The sequence below is a fragment of the Methylobacterium sp. E-012 genome (assembly GCF_057836545.1).
Window position 1 is genome coordinate 2,767,629 of the sequence record NZ_JBYQEY010000001.1, and the last position, 19,465, is coordinate 2,787,093.

Annotated in this window: 21 protein-coding genes, 2 tRNA genes and 1 pseudogene; 10 read left to right on the forward strand and 14 right to left on the reverse strand. The window is 71.5% G+C overall.

The window, feature by feature from the left end; genetic code table 11:
- Positions 1 to 83 precede the first annotated feature (83 nt).
- Both AC3IF1_RS13255 and AC3IF1_RS13260 read left to right on the forward strand, forming a co-directional pair.
- The gene (locus tag AC3IF1_RS13255; RefSeq protein ID WP_489217911.1) at positions 84 to 1,169 is read left to right on the forward strand and encodes a lytic transglycosylase domain-containing protein; all 1,086 of its coding nucleotides are present in this window, start codon (positions 84 to 86) and stop codon (positions 1,167 to 1,169) included.
- Positions 1,166 to 2,659, forward strand: coding sequence for a DUF2336 domain-containing protein (locus tag AC3IF1_RS13260; protein ID WP_489217912.1), 1,494 nt, complete (start codon positions 1,166 to 1,168; stop codon positions 2,657 to 2,659). Before AC3IF1_RS13255 ends, AC3IF1_RS13260 begins: the two co-directional genes overlap by 4 nt.
- Before the next feature lie 54 nt (positions 2,660 to 2,713).
- Here the strand turns inward: AC3IF1_RS13260 and AC3IF1_RS13265 are convergent, their stop codons facing one another.
- Entirely contained in the window at positions 2,714 to 4,579 is a 1,866-nt protein-coding gene (locus AC3IF1_RS13265; RefSeq protein ID WP_489217913.1) for a glycoside hydrolase family 15 protein, read from the reverse strand.
- A 241-nt stretch (positions 4,580 to 4,820) separates the two neighbouring features.
- On the opposite strand from AC3IF1_RS13265, the gene AC3IF1_RS13270 reads away from it, so the two are divergent.
- Both AC3IF1_RS13270 and AC3IF1_RS13275 read left to right on the forward strand, forming a co-directional pair.
- Entirely contained in the window at positions 4,821 to 5,540 is a 720-nt protein-coding gene (locus AC3IF1_RS13270) for a response regulator (RefSeq protein WP_489217914.1), read from the forward strand.
- Positions 5,537 to 6,946 carry an ATP-binding protein gene (locus tag AC3IF1_RS13275; RefSeq protein ID WP_489217915.1) on the forward strand — a complete coding sequence of 470 codons (1,410 nt, stop codon included), beginning with the start codon at positions 5,537 to 5,539 and terminating at the stop codon, positions 6,944 to 6,946. Before AC3IF1_RS13270 ends, AC3IF1_RS13275 begins: the two co-directional genes overlap by 4 nt.
- A gap of 99 nt (positions 6,947 to 7,045) precedes the next feature.
- Here the strand turns inward: AC3IF1_RS13275 and AC3IF1_RS13280 are convergent, their stop codons facing one another.
- Entirely contained in the window at positions 7,046 to 9,202 is a 2,157-nt protein-coding gene (locus AC3IF1_RS13280; RefSeq protein WP_489217916.1) for a methyl-accepting chemotaxis protein, read from the reverse strand.
- Between the two features lie 682 nt (positions 9,203 to 9,884).
- Between AC3IF1_RS13280 and rocF the strand changes: the two genes are divergently transcribed.
- The 3 genes from rocF to AC3IF1_RS13295 all read left to right on the forward strand — a co-directional run bounded on the left by rocF (position 9,885) and on the right by AC3IF1_RS13295 (position 11,912).
- Positions 9,885 to 10,853 (forward strand): arginase, encoded by a 969-nt coding sequence (gene rocF / locus AC3IF1_RS13285; RefSeq protein WP_489217918.1) that lies wholly within the window; start codon positions 9,885 to 9,887, stop codon positions 10,851 to 10,853.
- Entirely contained in the window at positions 10,853 to 11,722 is an 870-nt protein-coding gene (locus AC3IF1_RS13290; protein WP_489217919.1) for an urease accessory protein UreD, read from the forward strand. The genes rocF and AC3IF1_RS13290 overlap by 1 nt, the downstream gene beginning before the upstream one ends.
- Before the next feature lie 116 nt (positions 11,723 to 11,838).
- Positions 11,839 to 11,912: transfer RNA gene (locus tag AC3IF1_RS13295), tRNA-Cys, on the forward strand.
- Positions 11,913 to 11,950: 38 nt separating this feature from the next.
- On the opposite strand, the gene AC3IF1_RS13300 is transcribed toward AC3IF1_RS13295, so the two are convergent.
- Positions 11,951 to 13,630: a methyl-accepting chemotaxis protein gene (locus AC3IF1_RS13300; protein ID WP_243967600.1), complete on the reverse strand. Its 1,680-nt coding sequence runs from the start codon at positions 13,628 to 13,630 to the stop codon at positions 11,951 to 11,953.
- Between the two features lie 313 nt (positions 13,631 to 13,943).
- Entirely contained in the window at positions 13,944 to 14,183 is a 240-nt protein-coding gene (locus tag AC3IF1_RS13305; protein WP_489217920.1) for a hypothetical protein, read from the reverse strand.
- Between the two features lie 276 nt (positions 14,184 to 14,459).
- Here AC3IF1_RS13305 and AC3IF1_RS13310 point away from each other — a divergent pair.
- A tRNA-Asn gene (locus tag AC3IF1_RS13310) sits at positions 14,460 to 14,535 on the forward strand.
- Positions 14,536 to 14,680: 145 nt separating this feature from the next.
- Here AC3IF1_RS13310 and AC3IF1_RS13315 read toward each other — a convergent pair.
- The 5 genes and pseudogenes from AC3IF1_RS13315 to AC3IF1_RS13335 form a co-directional block, all read right to left on the reverse strand.
- Positions 14,681 to 15,646, reverse strand: a pseudogene (locus AC3IF1_RS13315) (tyrosine-type recombinase/integrase); the annotation flags it as partial.
- Entirely contained in the window at positions 15,643 to 15,831 is a 189-nt protein-coding gene (locus tag AC3IF1_RS13320) for a hypothetical protein (RefSeq protein ID WP_489217921.1), read from the reverse strand. The gene AC3IF1_RS13320 and the pseudogene AC3IF1_RS13315, both read right to left, overlap by 4 nt.
- Positions 15,831 to 16,226 (reverse strand): hypothetical protein, encoded by a 396-nt coding sequence (locus AC3IF1_RS13325; RefSeq protein ID WP_489217922.1) that lies wholly within the window; start codon positions 16,224 to 16,226, stop codon positions 15,831 to 15,833. Before AC3IF1_RS13325 ends, AC3IF1_RS13320 begins: the two co-directional genes overlap by 1 nt.
- The gene (locus tag AC3IF1_RS13330) at positions 16,223 to 16,450 is read right to left on the reverse strand and encodes a hypothetical protein (protein ID WP_489217923.1); all 228 of its coding nucleotides are present in this window, start codon (positions 16,448 to 16,450) and stop codon (positions 16,223 to 16,225) included. Before AC3IF1_RS13330 ends, AC3IF1_RS13325 begins: the two co-directional genes overlap by 4 nt.
- Positions 16,443 to 17,015, reverse strand: a complete 573-nt coding sequence (locus AC3IF1_RS13335; protein WP_489217924.1) for a hypothetical protein — start codon at positions 17,013 to 17,015, stop codon at positions 16,443 to 16,445. Before AC3IF1_RS13335 ends, AC3IF1_RS13330 begins: the two co-directional genes overlap by 8 nt.
- Positions 17,016 to 17,130: 115 nt before the next feature.
- Between AC3IF1_RS13335 and AC3IF1_RS13340 the strand changes: the two genes are divergently transcribed.
- Complete coding sequence (locus tag AC3IF1_RS13340) at positions 17,131 to 17,334, forward strand: hypothetical protein (protein ID WP_489217925.1); 204 nt, start codon at positions 17,131 to 17,133, stop codon at positions 17,332 to 17,334.
- A gap of 4 nt (positions 17,335 to 17,338) precedes the next feature.
- Here the strand turns inward: AC3IF1_RS13340 and AC3IF1_RS13345 are convergent, their stop codons facing one another.
- From AC3IF1_RS13345 to AC3IF1_RS13365, 5 genes are read right to left on the reverse strand one after another with little or no spacing between them, the layout of a single operon-like run.
- Entirely contained in the window at positions 17,339 to 17,545 is a 207-nt protein-coding gene (locus AC3IF1_RS13345) for a hypothetical protein (protein WP_489217926.1), read from the reverse strand.
- Positions 17,542 to 17,715: a hypothetical protein gene (locus tag AC3IF1_RS13350; protein ID WP_489217928.1), complete on the reverse strand. Its 174-nt coding sequence runs from the start codon at positions 17,713 to 17,715 to the stop codon at positions 17,542 to 17,544. Before AC3IF1_RS13350 ends, AC3IF1_RS13345 begins: the two co-directional genes overlap by 4 nt.
- Entirely contained in the window at positions 17,712 to 18,050 is a 339-nt protein-coding gene (locus tag AC3IF1_RS13355) for a hypothetical protein (protein ID WP_489217929.1), read from the reverse strand. Before AC3IF1_RS13355 ends, AC3IF1_RS13350 begins: the two co-directional genes overlap by 4 nt.
- Before the next feature lie 45 nt (positions 18,051 to 18,095).
- A complete protein-coding gene (locus AC3IF1_RS13360) occupies positions 18,096 to 18,404 on the reverse strand; it encodes a hypothetical protein (protein WP_489217930.1) in 309 nt (102 codons plus the stop codon).
- A 19-nt stretch (positions 18,405 to 18,423) separates the two neighbouring features.
- Entirely contained in the window at positions 18,424 to 19,020 is a 597-nt protein-coding gene (locus AC3IF1_RS13365; RefSeq protein WP_489217932.1) for a hypothetical protein, read from the reverse strand.
- A gap of 104 nt (positions 19,021 to 19,124) precedes the next feature.
- Between AC3IF1_RS13365 and AC3IF1_RS13370 the strand changes: the two genes are divergently transcribed.
- Positions 19,125 to 19,427 carry a hypothetical protein gene (locus AC3IF1_RS13370; protein WP_489217934.1) on the forward strand — a complete coding sequence of 101 codons (303 nt, stop codon included), beginning with the start codon at positions 19,125 to 19,127 and terminating at the stop codon, positions 19,425 to 19,427.
- Positions 19,428 to 19,465: the final 38 nt, after the last annotated feature.

Below are 19,465 nucleotides of genomic sequence, written 5' to 3' on the forward strand. Positions count from 1 at the left end.
CTTGTTCCGTCACGGGCGATTGAGGACTTGTTTACCATAGCGGGCGCAGGTTCCAGCTGTCTTCAGCCCCTGCGCGCGCCCGGATGTTCCTGTTCACCACGCCGTCCAGCCCTCCGGAGAGCCCGCCGCCCCAGGCGCGGGCGATGCCGGGGACGGCCGCCGCCGCGCCGGTGGTCCAGGCGATCCGCGACGGGGCGATGGCGAGCGGGGTCGGCTTCGACTACCTGCTCGCCACGGCCCGGCGGGAATCCGCCCTCGACCCCGCCGCCAAGGCCGGCACCTCCTCGGCGACCGGGCTGTTCCAGTTCATCGAGCAGACCTGGCTCGGCGTCATGAAGAATGCCGGGCCGAAGCTCGGCCTCCAGGCGCAGGCCGACGCCATCACCCGGCAGGCGGACGGCACCTACGCGGTGGCCGATGCGGGACAGAAGCAGGCGATCCTCGACCTGCGCCGCGATCCAAAAGTCTCGGCGACGCTCGCCGGTGCCCTGACCCAGCAGAACGCCGAGGCGTTGTCCGGAGCGCTCGGACGGGAGCCGACCCCGGGCGACCTCTACGCGGCGCATGTCCTCGGCGCCAAGGGCGCCGCCGCCCTGATCTCGACCGCGCGCGCCTTTCCCGCCCGCGCCGCCGCCCTCGACCTGCCCGAGGCGGCCGCCGCCAACCGCGCGCTGTTCTACGACCGCACGGGCCGGCCGCGGAGCGCCGCCGAACTCTATGCCAGCCTCGCGGCGGCCGCGCAGGGGGCCGCGGCCACCGATCTCACCGCCCTGCGCCAGGACGGCGCCGCGGCGCCGCAGGCGGTCTCGGCCTATGCGAGCGTCGCCACGGGCTTCGGCGGCACCAGCGACCTGCGCAGCCTGTTCCAGACCGATCAGCGCGGGGCCGTCACGGATGCCGCGGCGCGGCTCTGGCAGGAGCGCAATGCGGCGCAGCCGGCCGCCCATGCCGCGCCGACCTACTTCCCGCGCTCCGCGTCGGAGCCCCCGCCGGCCGCCTCCGTTCCGGAGCCGGTCACGACGGGCGCGCTCGCCGCACCCGCGGTGACGCCGCCCGGCAGCGCCCTCGTCAACCCGCCGCTGCCGCCGCAGCGCCCCTCCGAACTTGCCGCGGCGCGTCCCGCGACCGGCGCCAGGAACAGCCTGTTCGCACCCCGGAGCGGTCCATGATCATCCGCGAGTTCCTGGCCTGGACGCAGAACGCCTCCGCCAGCCAGCGCGCCGAGGCCACCGCGGTCCTGACGCGGGCCTATCTCTACGGCAATCTCGCCGCGGACCAGGCCTGGGAGGCCAAGACCGCGCTGCTTACCCTCTTGGACGACCCGTCGCCGCTGGTCCGCCGGGCCCTGGCCGAGGCCTGCGCGTCCTCCGCGCGCACGCCCCGCCCCCTGGTGGTCGCGCTGTCCTGCGACGTGCCCGAGGTCGCCCGGCTGGTGCTGGCGCGCTCGCCGGTGCTAACCGACGCCGACCTCGTGGACGCGGCCGCGCTCGGCGACGAGACGACGCGTGCGGTCATCGCCGCCCGCCATCACCTGTCGCACGCGGTCTCGGGGGCGCTGGCCGAGATCGGCGCGCTCGACACGCTGGTGGCGCTCGCCCGCAACCCGACGGCGAAGATCACCGCGGGCCGCATGCTGCGCATGATCGACCGCAGCGGTGCGGAGGCGCCGCTCCGCGAAGCGCTGCTGGCCCGGGCCGACCTGCCACCGGAGGTGCGCCACGCGATCGGCCTCGCGGTGGCGCAGGCCCTGTCCGGCTTCGTCACCCACCGGGGCTGGCTCGGCGGCGAGCGCTGCGACCGGCTGCGCCGGGAGGCCGGCGAGCGTGTCGCCCTCGACGCCTGCGCGGGTTCCGGGGCGGCCGGCGTCGCCCGGCTCGTGGCGCATCTGCGCACGACCCACCAGCTCACCGCCGGCCTGATCCTCCGCGCCGTGCTGTCCGGGCGAACCGACTTCACCCTCGCGGCCCTGGCCGACCTGTCCGGCCAGGACCATGCCGGCGTCGCCCGGGCCCTGCGCGATCCCCGGAGCTTCGCCGACCTGCACCAGCGGGCCGGCCTCCCGGACGCGCTGCTGCCGGCGATGCAGGCCGCCCTCGCGGCCTGGCAGGACGTGGCCCGCCGCGGGACGCCCGTCCGCGGGGCCGGCCTGTCCCGGCGGATCATCGAATGCGCCATCGGCGCCTGCGACAGCCTGCCGGGCGCGGACATGCAGCCGGTCCTCGTTCTCCTCAACCGCTACGAGGCCGAGGCCGCCCGCGACGAGGCCCGGGAGGCCGCCCGGGCGATCGCGGCCGAGGCGGCGGCGCGCGAGACCGCGCGCCGCAACGCCCAGGTGGCGGACGCCGCCTGGCGCGCTGCCTTGGCGAGCCAGAGCCGGACCGCCTTCGCACCGCCGGCCGATGCCGCCGAGACCGGCGCCGTCGCGAAGGCCGAACCGCACAACCCCGTCGGGGCGATCCTGGACGCGCTGCCGGAGCAGATTCTGGCCTGGTACCGGACCGAGGAGCCGGCGGTGGACCCGGCGACTCAGGCCGCGACGGAGGTGGTTCTGGACAGCCTCGGCGACAGCCTGCTGGATCAGTTCCGCATCAGCCGCGGCCTCGATGCCTCCCAGGCGGATGGACGCGAGCCGGACAAGGTTGTCCGGGTCGCCGCCTGATCGGACCGCCGCCGGCGGCCCCGCCGCCGGTGCCCGCGACCCGCTGTCGAGCCGCTACTCGGCCGCCCTGTGTGCCACGCCGTCCGCCGCGTCCGCGAAGCCGTAGCGGTCGATGCTGTCCTCCAGGCGCAGGGCGGCGTTGATCAGCGCCATGTGGGAGAAGCCCTGCGGGGTGTTTCCGCGCTGCTCCCCGGTGACCGGGTCGATCTCCTCGGCAAACAGCCCGACATCGTTGCCCCGGGCGATCAGCCGCTCGAAGACCGCCTTGGCCTCGGCGGTCCGGCCGTCGAGGGCGAGGCAGCCGACCCGCCAGAACGCGCAGGCCGTGAACGTGCCCTCGTCGCCCGTCAGCCCGTCATCCATGCGGTAGCGGTAGATCAGGTCGCCGACGCCGAGTTCCCGCTCCACGGCGGCCAGCGTCGCGCGCATCCGCGGATCCTTCGGATCCAGCGCCCCGAACAGGGCGACACGCAGGACCGCGGCGTCGAGATGGTGCGACTCGTAGGCGCCGACATAGGCCCGCTTCTCGGCGTTCCAGCCCCGGTCGAGATACTCCGCCCGGACCTCGGCGGCGACGCGCTCCCATTCCCGGATCTTCGCCTCGGGGACGCCCGAAATGTTGCGGGCGATCCGGGCCGCGTCCGTGAGCGCCACCCAGATCATCGCCTTGGAATGGAGCTGCTGGCGCGGCCCCGTGCGCAGCTCCCAGATGCCGTTGTCCGCGTCGTGCCGGTGGCGGATCGCGCGGGCGGTGAGGTTGTCGAGCACCTCCGGCAGGCGGTCGTTGACCTTCTCGGGCGGATCGTAATCCACGGCCTCCAGGAAGACGCAGAGCGCCCGCAGCAGCTCGCCGTAGATGTCGTGCTGATCCTGGTCCTCGGCGAGGTTGCCGATCACCACCGGCCGCACGCCGTTCCAGCCGGCGAGGTGGTCGAGTTCCTCCTCCGGCGGGATGTCGTCGGCGACGCCGTACATCAGCCGCGTCTCACGCCCATAGGTGCCGTCGCGCTCCCGCAGGAAGCGCAGGAATTCGGAGGCCTCGCGCACGTAGCCGAGCATCACGAAGGCCGTGACGGTGAACGCGGCGTCGCGCATCCAGGTGAACCGGTAATCGTAGTTGCGGTCCCCCGGCACGGCCTCCGGCAGCCCCGCGGTCGCCGCCGCCACGATGCCGCCGGAGGGCGAGTAGGTCAGCAGCTTCAGGCACAGCGCCGAGCGCATCACCGCGTCGCGATAGGCGCCGCGATAGGTGCTGCGGGCGCTCCAGCGGCGCCAGTAATCCTCGGTCAGATCGAGGCGGCGCTGGGCGCCGGCGTAATCGTCGATGGCGGCGTCCTCCCGGTCCTCCCCGTGGGTGAGGACCAGGTAGGCGGTCTCGCCCTCGGACAGCTGGAACCGGATCTCGGCCTCGTCCCCGATCAGCGTCGGCCGCGGATGCGCGTTGACCCGCAGCCGGCAATCGCCGGCCTCGAACAGCACGGAGGGGCCCTCGACGATGGGCGTGCACGGGCGGCGCGCGTAGTCGAAGGTCGGGCGCACCCGGAACGTCCCGGTCACCGTCCCGCGCACGCAGGTGAGCAGCCGGATCAGCCGGCTCTCGCCCTCGCCGTCCGGGCCCTCGTCCGGTTCGGGGCTCGGGGGGTTCACCGGCATCACGTCGACGAGGCGCGCCTGCCCGGTCCGGGTGGTGAAGCTCGTCTCGAGGATGTTGGTCTCGGGCAGGTAGCGGCGCGCCGTCCCGGTGAGCCCGTCGAACGCGACGCTGCAGGCGCCGCCTGTCTCGTCGTCGAGGAGCTTCACGAACAGGGCCGGCGAATCGTGGCGCGGCCAGCACAGCCAGTCGATCGAACCGTCGCGGGCGATCAGCGCGCAGGAATGGGTGTCGCCGATGAGGGCGTAGTCGCTGATGGGCTTTGACACGGGGGGTTCCGGATGGCGGCCTCACCCGTCACGCCGGGCGAACGCTGATCCGTGAGGTAGCCAGGCCGCGCCGGGCGGGGAGTCCGACTCGACGATTCGCCGCAGGGCGGCCAGATCCCGGAGCAGATCCGCGGGAAACACGCGCTTACAAATTGGTTTCGCCGGACACCTTCGAATAATCGTCGGTTCGGGGCATGATGGCCCGATGATGCAGGCTGAATCGCACACAGACTCCGTCGCGATGACGACACCGTCGACACCCCACATCCTCGTCGTAGAGGACGATCGGGAGATCTCGACCCTGATCGCGCGCTATCTGCGCGGCAACGATTGCCGCGTGACGCTCGCGGGCGACGGGACCGACATGGATCACGCGCTGGCGGAATCGCGCATCGATCTGATCGTCCTGGACCTGATGCTCCCGGGGGAGGATGGGCTCAGCCTGTGCCGGCGCCTGCGGGATTCGTCGCAGATCCCGATCCTGATCCTGACGGCGAAGTCCGAGGATGTCGACCGGATCCTCGGGTTGGAACTCGGCGCCGACGATTACCTGGCCAAGCCGTTCAACCCGCGGGAGCTGCTCGCCCGCATCCGGGCGATCCTGCGCCGGGTCGCCGCCGAGGCGCCCGACACCGACGAGCGCCGCCGCCTGCATTTCTCCGGCTGGACCCTCGACGTCTCCCTGCGGCAGGTGCTGTCGCCCGAGGGCGCGCGCATCGCCATCACCGGGGCGGAGTTCGACCTCCTCCACGCCCTCTGCCTGCGGCCCGGACGGGTCCTGTCGCGCGACCAGCTCCTGGACCTGACCCAGGGCCGCGCCGCCGGCCCGTTCGAGCGCAGCATCGACGTGCTGATCTCGCGCATCCGCCAGAAGATCGAGCGCGATACCCGCAACCCCGAATTCATCCGGACAATCCGCTCGGGCGGCTACCTGTTCACGCCGGAGGTCACGCGCTCATGAGCGTGCTGCGGCGGCTGCGCGCCCGGATGCGACCGGCGACCATCGCGGGCCAGATCGCGCTGCTCGTCGTGGCCGGCATCGCGGTGGCGCATGTGGTGGCGACCGCCGCGTTCCTGCTCCTGCACGAATCCCAGAACCCGGACACCCTGCCGGGGGTCGCGGCGAGCCGCCTCGGCACGCTGGCGCGGCTCCTCGACGTCGTCGAGCCGGCCGCCCGGCCGGCTCTGCTCGCCAGCGGCCGCAGCCTGCCGCTGATCCATGTCGAGGCCTGGGACGGGGAGGCGCCGCCCGGCGCCAAGCCGGTCCCGGATCTTCCGGTCATCCACCGGCTCCGGAACGGGGCTGGGCGTCCGGTGCAGATCATCGACCTGTCCGCCGGCGACACCGACGCGGAGAAGGCGGACGGACGGCTGCATGTCGGGATCGTCACGGCCGGCGGCGCGATGCTGCAGGCGACGCTGCCGAACGATCCGCTCCGGGCGCCGAAGCAGGGTGCCCTGATCTTCACCGTCGTGTTCCTGGCGCTGACCCTGGCGCTGCTCTGCGTCTGGGCGACCCGGGCGCTCACGGCGCCGCTGAAGCGGCTCGCCGGCGCCGCGGAGGCCTTCGGAACCCGGGACGATCACGTGGCCCTGCCGGAGGCGGGCCCGCGCGAGGTGCTCGCCGTCTCCCGGGCGCTCGACCGGATGCGGTCGCGGGTGCGCCGGCTGATCGACGACCGCACGCAGATGCTCGCGGCGATCAGCCACGACCTCCGCACGCCGATCACCCGGCTGCGCCTGCGCGCCGAATTCATCGAGGACGACCACGCCCGGGCCGCCACCCTGCGCGACCTGGACCAGATGAACGGCCTCGTCGAGGCGGCCCTGTCCTTCGTGCGCGACGGTCAGGCCCGGGACGCGAGCAGCTTCACCCTGGTCGATCTCGCCTCGGTCGTGCAGACGGTCTGCGACGATTTCTCGGATTTCGGCGCGCCGGTGCGTGTCGGCAAAAACCGCCACGTCCTCGTCCAGGGGCGCCCCGAGGAATTGCAGCGGGCGGTGACGAACCTCGTGGACAACGCCGTGAAGTACGGCGGCCGGGCGGAGGTCCACATGGAATCCTCCGAGCGCGGGGTCCGTATCTGCGTGCTCGACCCCGGCCCGGGGATCCCGGAGGCCGAGCGGGAAGCGATGCTGCAGCCCTTCGTCCGCGGCGACCGGGCCCGCAACCTCAACGAGGCGCGGGGTTTCGGCCTCGGCCTGTCGATCGTTCAGGCCATCGTCGAGGCGCATAACGGCCGGTTGATTCTGGAGAACGGCCGCGCGGGCGGCCTCAGCGCCGTGATCGAGCTGCCCCTGGCCGCCCAGATCTTCGCGGGGCAGGCGGCGCAGAAGGCAGCCCCGGTCCCCGCCGAGGCGGCCTGACGCCACCCGCCGCCGAAACCCGGCGGCCGCCTGCCGGGAGCCGGTCCGAGCCCCCGATCCGACGCCGCCGAACCGGGGTCCGCTCCGGCGCCGCGCGTGCTAAGCCGCCCGGATGTTGCGCAGGAACTGCGCGACCTCGGCGCGGAGCTGCTCCGCGCGCGCCGCCAGGGCGTCCGAGGCCTGCGCCACCGATGCGGCGGCCTCCCCGGCATCGTCCGCGACCCGGGCGACCTCCGCGATATCGGCCGTCATCAGGCCGGTGCCGGTGGAGGCCTGCCCCATGCTGCGGACGATGTCCTGTGTCGTGGCGCCCTGCTGGTCCACGGCGGCGGCGATGCCGGTCGAGACCTGATTCATGGCCTCGATCTGCGAGGCGACGCCCTGGATCGCCCCGACGGCGTCGCCGGTGACGGTCTGGATCGACGCCACCTGCCGGCCGATCTCCTCCGTGGCGCGGCTCGTCTGGGCGGCCAGTTCCTTCACCTCTGCGGCCACCACCGCGAAGCCCCTTCCGGCCTCGCCGGCCCTGGCCGCCTCGATCGTCGCGTTGAGGGCCAGCAGGTTCGTCTGTCCGGCGATCGTCGAGACCATCCCGACCACGTCGCCGATCCGGGTCGCGGCGGCGGCGAGGTCGGTCATCGTCTGCTCGGCCCGCCGGGCCTCGCCAACCGCATTGGCCGACATGCCGGTCGCCTGCTCGACCTGCCGGCCGATCTCCCGCACGGTCGCACCGAGTTCCTCGGCGGCGGCGGCGACGGCGTTGACGTTGTCGGATGTCTGCCGCGCCGCGCTGGCGACGCTGGTCGAGCGCTCGGAGGTCCCGGCGACCGCGACCCGCATGGCGCCGGACGCGTCCTGGAGCGACGACACGGCCCCCGTCAGGCCCTCGGCGATCCCGCCCACCGAGCGCTCGAACCCGTCGGCGAGGTCCCGCAGCATGGTGCGCCGGTTCTGTTCCTCGCGCAGGCGCACGGCCTCCGTCGTTTGCAACTGCTGCGCGGCATCCTCCAGGGACATGTCGCGGATCGTCACCACGGCGCGGGCGATGTCGCCGATCTCGTCCCGGCGCCGGCTCCCGGCCACGTCCGTGAGAGGCTGACGGTCGGCGAGCGCCTTCAGGGCGCGGGTGAGGGCGCCCAGCGGCGCCACGATCGAGCGCGCGAGCAGCAGGCCGAGCGCCGCCGTCGCGGCCAGGATGCACAGACCGGTCAGGATCAGGACGCGCGAGAGCGCCCGGACCGACGCGATCGCTTCGGCCTCGGTCTGCTCCGCCACCACGGTCCAGGGCGCCCCCAGCACGCTGAGGGCGGAGGCCGCCGCCATGTGCGGTCCGTCCGCGGCCGGGAAGGTGAGGCTGCCCTCCGCCTTGATCCGATGGGGGGCGATCCCGAGCAGCGTGACGGCGCCGCCGGCCTTCACCGTGGGGTTCAGCGGCGGATCGCTGCGCAGGAGCCCGTCCCCACCCGCCGCGAAGACCTGTCCGGTCTCGCCTAGGCCGGTCCGTTTGGCCAGCGTCTGATCGAACACCGCCGGGGTGACCCGCATGATGACGGTGCCGATCCGCTCCGCCGCCTGCGCGGTCCCCATGGCGACATTGGCGCGCTTGGTCATGGCGCGACCGATGAAGGCGGCCGGAACGCCATCGACCGGATAGGCGGCGAAATCCTCGAACAGGACCGTGCCCGGATCGGCCGTTTCGAGGCGCTTGAGGAGGCGGGCGAGGCCGGTCTGCGCCAGATCCGGATCGGCGACCGACTTGGCGAAATCCGCGCCCTTCGTCGTGGTGTAGACGATCCGGCCGTTCTGATCCACGAACATGAGGTCCGCGTAGCCGGCCTGGGCGACGAGCTTGCGTGCCACGTCCTGTACCTTGACGTGCCGGCGCGCGTACATCGCGCTCATGCCGGTGCCGTCGAGGGCGACCCGCGCCTCGACCGTCTGCGGCGCGCGGAACGCCTCGATGACGGCCGCCACCTCGAGCTTGGCGGGATCCAGGGTCTCGATCAGGTCGGGAAAGTTCGACACGATCTGCGGATGCGCCGCGACGGCCAGGAAGTCGGCCTGCATCCGATCCGCCACCAGCTCGATGCCGTCCCGGCGGGCCGCGGCGGCCAGTTGCAGGCGGTCCTGGGCCGCGCTCATCAGCCCGGACCGGGCCGTGTACCAGCTGAATCCGCCCATGGCGGTGGCGCTGAGCAGCGCCAGGCCGACGGTCATCGCGGGGAGACGCACGCTCAAACGGGACAGAAGCGTCATGGCAACCTTGAATAGTCTTAGATAGAGAAGCTCTGCTGCCTTCCCACAATAATCCTAATTTTCTGTGACACCATTGTCGGGCGCCGGCCACCATGAAACAATGCAGCGTGTTGAATTTCAAATAAAGATGCCTATAGATGCGATTAACCGGCGTTTTTACTCGGAGCAAGGGTTGTAATTACTCAGCTAAACATGATGTTATGTATCAGGACTACGATGTTCAGACATCGGCGCGGGAAGCCGCGACAGGCCCCCTCTCCCGGGCGGGAGAGGGTTGGGGTGAGGGATCAGGTCGATCCGGAGAGGTCGCATTCCTCACCCTGTCCCTCTCCCGGGCGGGAGAGGGGACCCGCGCCTTCGTCCTGCACCCGTGGAGCCCCCGGCTCGCCCTGAGAAGCCGCAAGCCCACGAGGGGAAGGGGAAACACGCTGCGCTTTCACGATGTTTCAGCGATGGATCGCGATCCCTTCACCCAGCCCAAACACCTTGAAAGGGCAGGGCGCGGACCTTCTCAAACCGGCACTTTCCAGCCCGGGATTCCGCCTCGCACAATCATTCTTCGAGCGTCGGTCGATCAGAGGCTTGCGGATCGGCGAAGGCGTCGCGTCGGCCTGTGGCGGCGGCCCGCCACCTGCTAGAGCGGCGGGGACGCGCGGACGTCCGAGCGACCGGTGGAGACGGGATGACCAGCGAGACAAGCCCCCACGCGGGGCACCGCATCGCGCTGATCGGCGCGCCGATCGAGGTCGGAACCAGCGAGCCCGGCGCCCTGATGGGCCCGGCAGCCCTGCGCACCGCCGGCCTCGTGCGCGCCCTGTCCGACCTCGGCCATGCGGTCACCGACCACGGCGACGTCGTCCCCGATGGGCCGGCCGGAGGGCGCGGCCTCGCCGCCGTGGCAGCCTGGACGCGCGCCCTGTCCCGCGCGGTCGAAGATGCCCTCGCTGCGGGCGCGGTGCCGCTCACCGTCGGCGGCGATCACAGTCTCTCGCTCGGATCGATCGACGGCGTCATGCGCCACGCCGCCCGTGAGGGCCGGCCGCTCTTCGTGCTCTGGCTGGATGCCCACGCCGACTTCAACACCCTGGAGACCTCCCCCTCCGGCAACGTCCATGGCATGCCGCTGGCGGCCCTGTGCGGGGAGCCCGGCTTCCCGCGCCTGTTCGCCGAGCCGGCTCCGCCGCCGCTCGCCCCGACCGATGTCCACCTGTTCGGCCTGCGCTCCATCGATGCCGGGGAGCGCGCCCTGGTGGCGGCCCGGCGGGTCGGGGTCACGGACATGCGCACCATCGACGAGTTCGGGGTCGTCGCCCCCCTGCGGCGGATCCTCGAACACGTCGCCGCCCGGCGCGCCCATCTGCACGTCAGTTTCGACATCGACTTCCTCGACCCGTCCCTCGCCCCGGGGGTCGGCACGACGGTTCCGGGGGGCGCCACCTTCCGGGAAGCGCATCTGATCATGGAGATGCTGCACGATTCCGGCCTCGTGCGCTCGCTGGACATCGTCGAGCTCAATCCCTTCCTCGACGAGCGCGGGCGCAGCGCCCGGGTGCTGGTCGAGCTGGCGGCGAGCCTGTTCGGCCGGCGCATCCTCGACCGGCCGACGCTGCCGGCCGAAGCGACGCCGGGCGACGCGGCCGAACGCGGGTGATGGACGGCCGCATCCCGGACCCGCAGGAACTCGATCCGGCCGCCGCGATGCCGCCGGCGCGGCAGCGCTCCGACGGCCGCGTCCGGCTGCGCGCCGGGCCGGCCCGCGCGGGCGGGGCGACGCGGATCATCGACCTGGCGGAATCGGGGCCGTCGCGCCTGCGCTTCCCGCGGGGGCCGGGGGCGCTCGAAGCCGTCCTCGTCAACACGGCCGGCGGCGTGGCGTGCGGCGACGCCTTCTCGGTGGCCCTGGAGCTCGATCCGGCGGCCGATCTCGTCCTCACCACGACGGCGGCCGAGAAGATCTACCGCTCCGACGGGCCGGTGAGCCGCATCGAGAACCGCCTGAGCCTGGGCGCGGGTGCGCGGCTCGCCTGGCTGCCCCAGGAGACGATCCTGTTCGACCGCGCCCGGGTGCGGCGGCGCTTCGAAGCCGATCTCGCCGCGGGCGCGGGCCTGCTGGCCGTGGAGATCGTCGCCTTCGGCCGTGCCGCCCGGGGCGAGCGGATCACCGCCGGGCTGTTCGCGGATGCGTGGCGCGTGCGCCGGGCCGGTCGCCTGGTCTATGCCGACAGCATCGCGCTGGACGGTCCGATCAGCGATCTCCTGGCCCGACCGGCGATCGGCGGCGGCGGGCGCGCCTGCGCGACGCTGCTCGACGTCTCGGACGGTGCGGAAGCGCGCCTGGAGGAGGCGCGCGTCCTCCTGGCGGAGGCCGCCGCCCCCGGGATCGAGGCGGCGGCGAGCGCCTGGAACGGGCACCTCGTGGTCCGTGCCCTGGCGGGCGGAATCGGCCCCCTGCGCCGCCTCGCCGCCCGGTTCCTCGCCGGCTATCGCGGCCTGCCGATGCCGCGGGTCTGGCAGAGCTGAAGCGTTCCGGCGATCCGTGTCGTCACGGCCGTTGCCTGCGGCCGCCGACCTCTGCTAGAGACGCGCACCCGGAGCTGTCCGCCAAGCTCCGCGCGGCGCACAGGCGCCGTCGAGAAGGCCTCGTGGCGGAGTGGTTACGCAGAGGACTGCAAATCCTTGCACCCCGGTTCGATTCCGGGCGAGGCCTCCAACATTCCTTTCACCGATATCGCGCGCGGGTCGCCGGCCCTACGCGCCGTGGACCTGCACCATGTAGGTCTCGATCGCCTGCTGCAGGCTGTGCGTCCCGGTATTGACCCGCGCGGCGGTGCCCCGGACCTGACCAGCCTGGTCTTCGTTGGACGCGGCCGCGGCCCGGACGCCGGAGATGCTCTCGGACACCTTGCGGGCATCCGCGGCGGCGTTGAAGATGGCCCGCGCGATCTCCTGGCTGGCGCTGCCCTGTTGATCGGTCGCCTCCGCCACCTCGGAGGCGATCAGGCTCATGCGGGCGATCGTCTGGCCGATCGCCGCGATGGCACCGACCGTCCGGTCGGCGGCGCCCTGAATCGATCCGACCTGGCCGGTGATGCGGTCGGTGGCGAGGGCGGTCTGGCCCGCGAGCGCCTTGACCTCCGCGGCCACCACGGCGAAGCCGCGGCCCGCGACGCCCGCGCGGGCCGCCTCGATCGTGGCGTTGAGCGCCAGGAGGTTGGTCTGTTCGGCGACGTCGCGGATCAGAGTCACGACCGCTCCGATCTCCTCCGCGGCTTGCGACAGCGTGCGGACGGTCTCCTCCAGGCCCCGCGTGTCGGTGAGGGCCGAGGACGCGATCTCGCTGGTGTCCCGGACCCGCGCCTCGATCTCGCGGGCCGTGGCCGAGAGTTCCTCGGCGGCGCTGGCGATGCTGTCGACGATGCCCGCCGTCTGGCTCGAGGCGCCCGCCACGACGGTGGCCTGAACCGCCATGTCACCGGCATTGCCCGAGAGCGTGTCGGCCGCCGACATCATCGCCTCGGCCGAGCCGGCGAGGTCGGCGACCGCGCGCTGCGTCTCGACCTCGAACTCGTGCGTCGCCACCGCGAGCTTCTCGGCGCGGACCCGGTCGCGGTCGCGCCGGACCTGGGCCTCCCCATCGAGGTCGCGCTTCTGGATCAGGGCTCTCTGGAACGCCGCGATGGCCCCGGCCATCTCGCCGATCTCGTCGCGACGATGCGTGAACGGGATCGGGCGACCGAGATCGTTGGCGGCCAGCGTGGTCATGCAGCCCTTGAGCCGATTCAGCGGTTGGCGGACCTGGGTGAAGATGATCCAGATCGCGGTGAGCAGTCCCAGGGCGAGGGACACGGCCGGCACGACGATCAGCGTGATCCGCGCCGTTCGCCGGTCGGCGGCATCCGCGGCCCGGCGGGTGTTGAGGCGGTTCAGCACCTCGCGTCCGAGCGCGGCGATCTCCGCGACCATGTGCTCCCGGTTCTTCACGGTCGACTCGTCCGTCGCCTGGATCAGGGCGGCCTTGGGCGAGACCGTGAGACCCAGCTCGGCCGTGTCGTTCTGATAGGCGACGAACTCCTTGACGAAGAGATCGAACCGGCGGCGCCGGTCTTCGGGGAGTTGATCCTCCATCGCGGCCAGGAACGGGACGCGCACCTCCTCCACGGTCGCCAGAGCCTCGTGCAGCGCCGACAGGCGCGACCGGGCCTCCGTCACGTCCTCCGCTGTGAACAGCGCCGTCGCCTGCACCACGGCGTGCTCGATCGCCTGCCCGAGCGCGCCGGCCTGCAACCCGGCGTTCCAGATCTTGTCGGTGGCCGCCGCACGCTCCTGTTCCCAGTTGGATTGGCGCACGGCGAAGATCGCGATGCCGATGGCGACGAGGGCCAGCAGCCCGATGACCGTGAAGAGCTTGAAACCGAGGGAAATGCGCATCGAGGCGGCGCCGCTTTCGAGGAGGGCTGAGAGGAACCCGCTATACCGCAGCAAGCATTGCCGTACAGTCAAATATAGCCGGCAAATATGCAAAAAGGGTACTTGGTTTTTATAGCAGATCTGACCGGAAGGTTATTCCTGTTTTGAGCCTGCGCTCACAAATACCCGGACAAATCAGAACGGCTTTGCTGTGTCGTAGCCTCGGCAATGCGCGCGCGATCATGGCGACGCTTCGCGGTTCGGTCCGGCGGGCGGGTCGAGGAGGCCGGGGCCCGTGCCGGACACCGCGACGGGCCGCGATGGGTGCCGAAGTTCAGCGCTCCGCATGCCCGAGCAACGCGCCGGTCCGATCGGCGCGCGGCAACGGCAGCGCGGCGACGATCTCCCGCCGCAGGTCATCGCACTGCGCCTCGATCAGATCGGGGAGGATATCGGACGCCTCCTCGTCGAGGGCCGCGATCAGCCGCGGACCGCCGGCCGCCCACGCGAAGACGACGCGGACTTCCCGTTCGGCGTAGGGATCCTGGGGATCGAGGCAACGATGGGTCAGCATGGTCACGGCGGCGACGGGCCGGTCGGACCGGCGGGGCCGGTCCCGTAGGACCGCGTCATGACGCGCCGATGACTCGATGAGCCCGCCTTGTTCCGCCGGACCATCCGCGCAACCGGCAGGCCGCGCGGCGCCGCGCCGTGTTGCCGAATGGCCTCGCCCGGCGCGTCATGCACCCTCCGCATCGGGCCCATGATGGGGGGATCCCCCCGGGCGGCCACGGATCGCCTCCGAGGCCCTTGCGTCCGGCGGTGCCGGTGTGTAGAGACGCGGCCGTGATCCCCGATAGCTCAGTTGGTAGAGCAGGCGACTGTTAATCGCCTTGTCGCAGGTTCGAGTCCTGCTCGGGGAGCCATCCTCTTTACAACATCTTCAGATCGTTGCGCTTTTAGCTCTCGCTCCCGCACCGGGTCGTGAGGTGCGGGAATAGCGCCATCGTTCCACCTGTCAGCGATGCGCTCCGCGAGCTTGGTTCGATTGGCGCCGCGCACGTAGGTCGCGCTCTCCCGGCTCCCCTCGGCCCACCCGAACCATGCGTTCAACTCGGCCTCGGTCGCGCCGCTCTCGGCCGCGCGTCGCGCGCCGGCCTTGCGCAGCCCGTGGGCGCGCCCCGGGACGCCGGCCGTCGCGCATGCGTCGCGAAACCAGTTGCCGAAGCTCTCCTTCGTCATCGGCCGCCCGCGCTCGCCCGCGATGAAGGTCAGCTCGCCCACAGGGCTCGCGGCTATTGAGGCCGCGAGCGGCGGCAGGATGCGAATCGTGACTTCTTGGCCGGTCTTCTCCGTCTCGATGCGGATCCGGCCGTTGCGCACGTGCGGTCGGCCGACGCGGGCCGCGTCTCCCCGACGCAGGCCTGTGTAGAGCAACAGGTCGAGTGCGAGGCGCTCGCGTGTGCCGTGCGGCCAGCACGCCTCGAACCGGGCGACCTCCTCCTCGGTCCAGGTATGAAAGCCGTTGCGATCGTTGGGACCACCCAGAAGCTTCACCCCGCGGGTCGGGTCCGCTTGGACGTACTCGCGCTCGACCGCGAAGGCGAACAAGCCGCGCATCGTCTTCAGCCAGTTGTTCGCTCCGTGCGGCTTGGCTGCGCGACGGTCGAGACCCTCGCGAATGGCGCGGGCGGTGATCGCCTCGACAGGCTCGGTCCCGGCGATGCGGGCCGTCTCCTTTAAAATCCCACCACGTTGCGCTCGCGTGGCGACCGAGAGAGCCTCGGTCCAGTGCGCGCTGATCATGTAGCGTTGGATCAGCCAAGCCATCGTGCCGACTGTGACGCCCTTCTTTGCAGGCGCGGGCTGGCCAGTCAGAGCGGCTTCGTACTCAGCCACAAACGCCTTCGTGCCGTAGGCGGCCCGAATGCGGACACGTGGACCGGACCCACGCCGAAAATACCAGACCGTCTCCCCGTGGCGGGTGGTCTCGCGGTGGAGGTGCTTGGGGCGCGGGCGTGGCATGTCGGGTTTCATAGGACCACCACCCGCTCCCTGTCGGCAAGTCGGCGGCCGGCCGAAGGCTCGACCGGATCGGCCGGCTCGACGGTGACGCCCCCGTCGCGCATCACCACGCGAACCTGTGTGAAGCCTGCGTCGCGCATTGCGCGAATCGCGCGGGCGATGTCGGCCTGGGTGACGGAGGCGCCACGACGCGGCATCAAATTCTCCGCCCTTGCGTCATCCGCTCCGCCGAAAGGTACGGCCGCCGCGCCAGGATCGCGGCCGGCGAGCGCCAGGATTTGCGCCCGTCCCGCTCGCGTCTGTCCTCGTCACGGAAGATCGCCGCCAGGCGGTTGAGCAGGCGCCAGACCTTGAACCGGGTGGCGATCATCCGGCCGTGCCGGAGCGCCATGAACAGGTCGTAGAGTTCCGCCCCGCGCTTAGCCCGGCAATTGTTGAACGCCATGCGGCAGCGGTCGCCGCAGAACTCGGCCTCGGCGACCGCTGAGGCGTGGTGCGTGCCGCACTCCAGGCAGGTGCGCGGCTGTGGAGATGGAGCGCCACGGCCGTCCTGGGCCAGCTCTGGCGCGGCGTTTAAACGGGCCGCGATCACCGCCGCACCCCGCCGTTTAAACTGTCCGGCGGGGACAGGATCAGTCGCGCGCCCTCCCAGGTCAGCCGCACGCCGCCGGCGGGCTCGGCGAGTCGCGCGATGCGCGCAGCCTCGCGCTTGCAGACCAGCGTGCGCACCGGCTCGGCCGCGCCCAGATAGGCCGGATCGAGATGGAAGCAGATGAGGTCGGCGCGAGCGATCGCGCGCACGATGGTCTCACGCACAGCGCGCCTCCATCACCACCGAATCCGCGTAGAACCCGCGCTCCTGAAACCAGCGCAGCATCCGCCCCGCCTGCTTGCGGGCGCTGGCGTCCCGCGCCTCGACCGCGAAGCCGTGCTCCATCATCGGCAGGAGCAGCCCGACCGCCTCGGCCATGGCGCTGCCCTCGACGAGGCTGAGCACGTCGCGCGCCAGCAGGTCCTCCAGCCAGTAGTAGTACGTCATCCCAAACTTGACCGAGGACTGGTCCTCGAAGCCCATGGCGCGGATGCAGGCTTGGCAGAGGTCGGCGGTCTGACGGAGCAGGCGCGAGCGGGGGCCGAGGCTCAGACCGTCGAACGGCTCTTTGGCGCCGGCGATGATCAGCTCCTGGATCTGCTGCGTCTTGACCGCGATCTCGGCCCGCGCCTCGGCCTGGTCCGGCGCGTCCGGGTCGGGCCCGAACACATCGGCGAAGACGAGGGCGCCGACGAGGATCGCCGGGATGGCGAACATCATCCGGTCGCGGTCGGTGAGATGCGGGGGCGGGACGTAGCCGGCGGCCGCGCGGCGCTTGCGCTCACCCATGGCCGACCCCCGTCAGTCGGTCGCCGATGGAACGCCGGACACTGTGGGCCACTTCGCCAAGGACAACCCGAGCGCCGCTTAGGTCGCATCGGCAAAGACATGATGGGAGGCGCCTATGGCTCGCGACATGAGCGGGGACGCGACGTTGACGCCGGAGGAAGCCGCGCTGGTCGAGCGCGTCAGGCGGAAGCGTCTGGCCGAAGATGGCTGCCCGGAAGAGAGCGTCCCGGACCGCAAAATTACTCCTGAGAACAAACCGCATGGCAGCGTTCCCGAGGAGGAGGAGCGCGGTTTGATCGAGTCGATGCGGGGGATGTAGCGCCTCAAAGGCCACGGCTCTCGCGCTCCTCGCGCACAGCGACGACTTCGGCTCCGGGGAAGCGCGCCAGGACTGTACGTAAGAGCAGATCCCCGGCGACCGGGCGTTTGCGGCGGTCGGTGTCGGACCAGCGCAGGGTGCGGCTGCACCACTTCGGAGAGCAGGCGTGGGGCTGGAGCGGGTGGCCGCATTGGTCGCAACGGGCGGTCATCGCCAGATCCGCCCGAACAGATCGATACCGACGACGATGGCGAGCGCCAGCGTCGGGAAGCGGGTCGAAGCCATGCGGGAATCCCGGTAGTCCCGCGAGCCCTCGGATCCCAAGCACAGGAGCGATACGGCCAAGCCTGCGAGGGCAATCGTGCTTTGGATCGCGCTCATGCGAACCGCGCCCCCGCCTCGGGCTCGATCGACGGGACCTGATAGCCGCTCCCCTGCCGCGCCCGGATCGCCTGGGCCTGTGCCACGAGGATCCGCCCCTCGACCCGGCCGGACGGGAGGATCTCCGGCACATGGTCGAGGCCGGCGATCAGACGTCGGGCGTCGTCGCGGTAGGCCTCGATCTCGGCCTCGGCGAAGCCCGCGGCGGTGAGGTGCGCGTACGTGCATGCGCCGTCGGCGGCCGCGTGACGCTGCATGGTCTCCGCCATCAGGAGGACGCGGGTGATGCGGTTCTCGGCCGACTGGGCGGCGCGGACCTGGGACGGGGAGGGCATGCGAACTCCGGGTGCGTCAGGCGACGGGGAGGGCGACCGCGGCGGTCAGTGCGCGTCGGCGGGGACGGTGAAGTCGAGGGCGGCTCGGGCCCGCTCGACGGCGCAGAGGAAGTCGATGAAGGCGCGGGCATCCGGCATCGCCCGCACGCGCTCAGAGGCCATCTCCAGGCACTGCGCGGCGAAAGAGATCAGGCACAGCGGCGAGCAGCCGACGTCTGAAAGCTGCACGGTGATCGAGTGATCGGTGCTGTCGCTCTCGGCCGTGCCGACCACGAACCCAGCGGCAGGCCGCGCGGCGATCCGGTTGTAAAAGGCGGTGAGGGCCTCGACCTCATCGGCAGGACAGCGGTGCATCGGCTCCTCCAGATTAGATTCAGGACGCACGACGCCCGCGCTGGAGCGCCGGCAGGTGGGTGCGGAAGGCCGCGATCAGGCGGTCGGTGACCTCGGCCGGCGGGAGCCAGCGCCAGACCTTCGGGCCGGGCTCGATCCGCGGCACGCAAGTGTCGATCGCCCAGGGCCGGGGGGCGGGGCCGCGGCGGTAGAAGTCGCGGCGCTCGGTGGCGAGCGCGCGCAGGTCGACGTGCTTGACGGCCTGGGCGGTCAGCGCGTCGGGCCGGTCGAGGCCGGCGGCTTCGTAGATCACCGCGTCGTGGCGGCGCTCCATCTCGCGCCGCACCCCGTCGATGAAGTTGGCCAAGGCGTCGCCGCGCTCGGGCCCGTACAGGTCGAGCGCGACCGCGCGCGTCGCCTCCTTCATCGGGGAGGTGACGTCGCCGACCCGCGCCTCGTGACAGTCGTGCAGGAGCCAATGCGCGCGCACCGCGGCCGTCGAGCACAGGTCAAGGCCGATCAGGGTGTGCAGGCCAACCGACACCGGCGTGAGGCTGTTGCCGGACGATCGGTTGAGGTGGGCGAGCGCGTGGGCGATCTCGGAGAAATCGACCTGGAGCGGGGAGGGGTCTGCCAATTCAATCGGAAGACCTGTGCAGGATGGCATCCATGTCATTGGACGGCCTCCAATAGTGTGTTAGCGGCCGGTAGTCGGGGGACGCCACTCAGGAGAGTGCGCTTATGACTGATGAGACGCCGACCGCGCCGGATGCCAACGACTTGGCGTGTGAGATGTCGGGCCGGGCTTTCCAGGCTTTGGCGATCCTGTTCGAGATCGCCAACCCCGGCCAGTATCTGAACGCTCAGATCAAGATCCGTCGCTACGTCGCCGACAGCTTCCGCGGCGTCGAAATGACATTGAACGACGATGCGGACACGCGGCGGAACTTCCGGGCCGCCGTGATGCGCGTGCGGGCCATATTGGATGAGACCGTGCTGGACGTGGCGCAGTTGAGCGAAACGGCGGACGCGGCGAGCGGCTGAGGCGCTTGCCTGACCGCTCCAGCGTGAGAGCCGAGGGC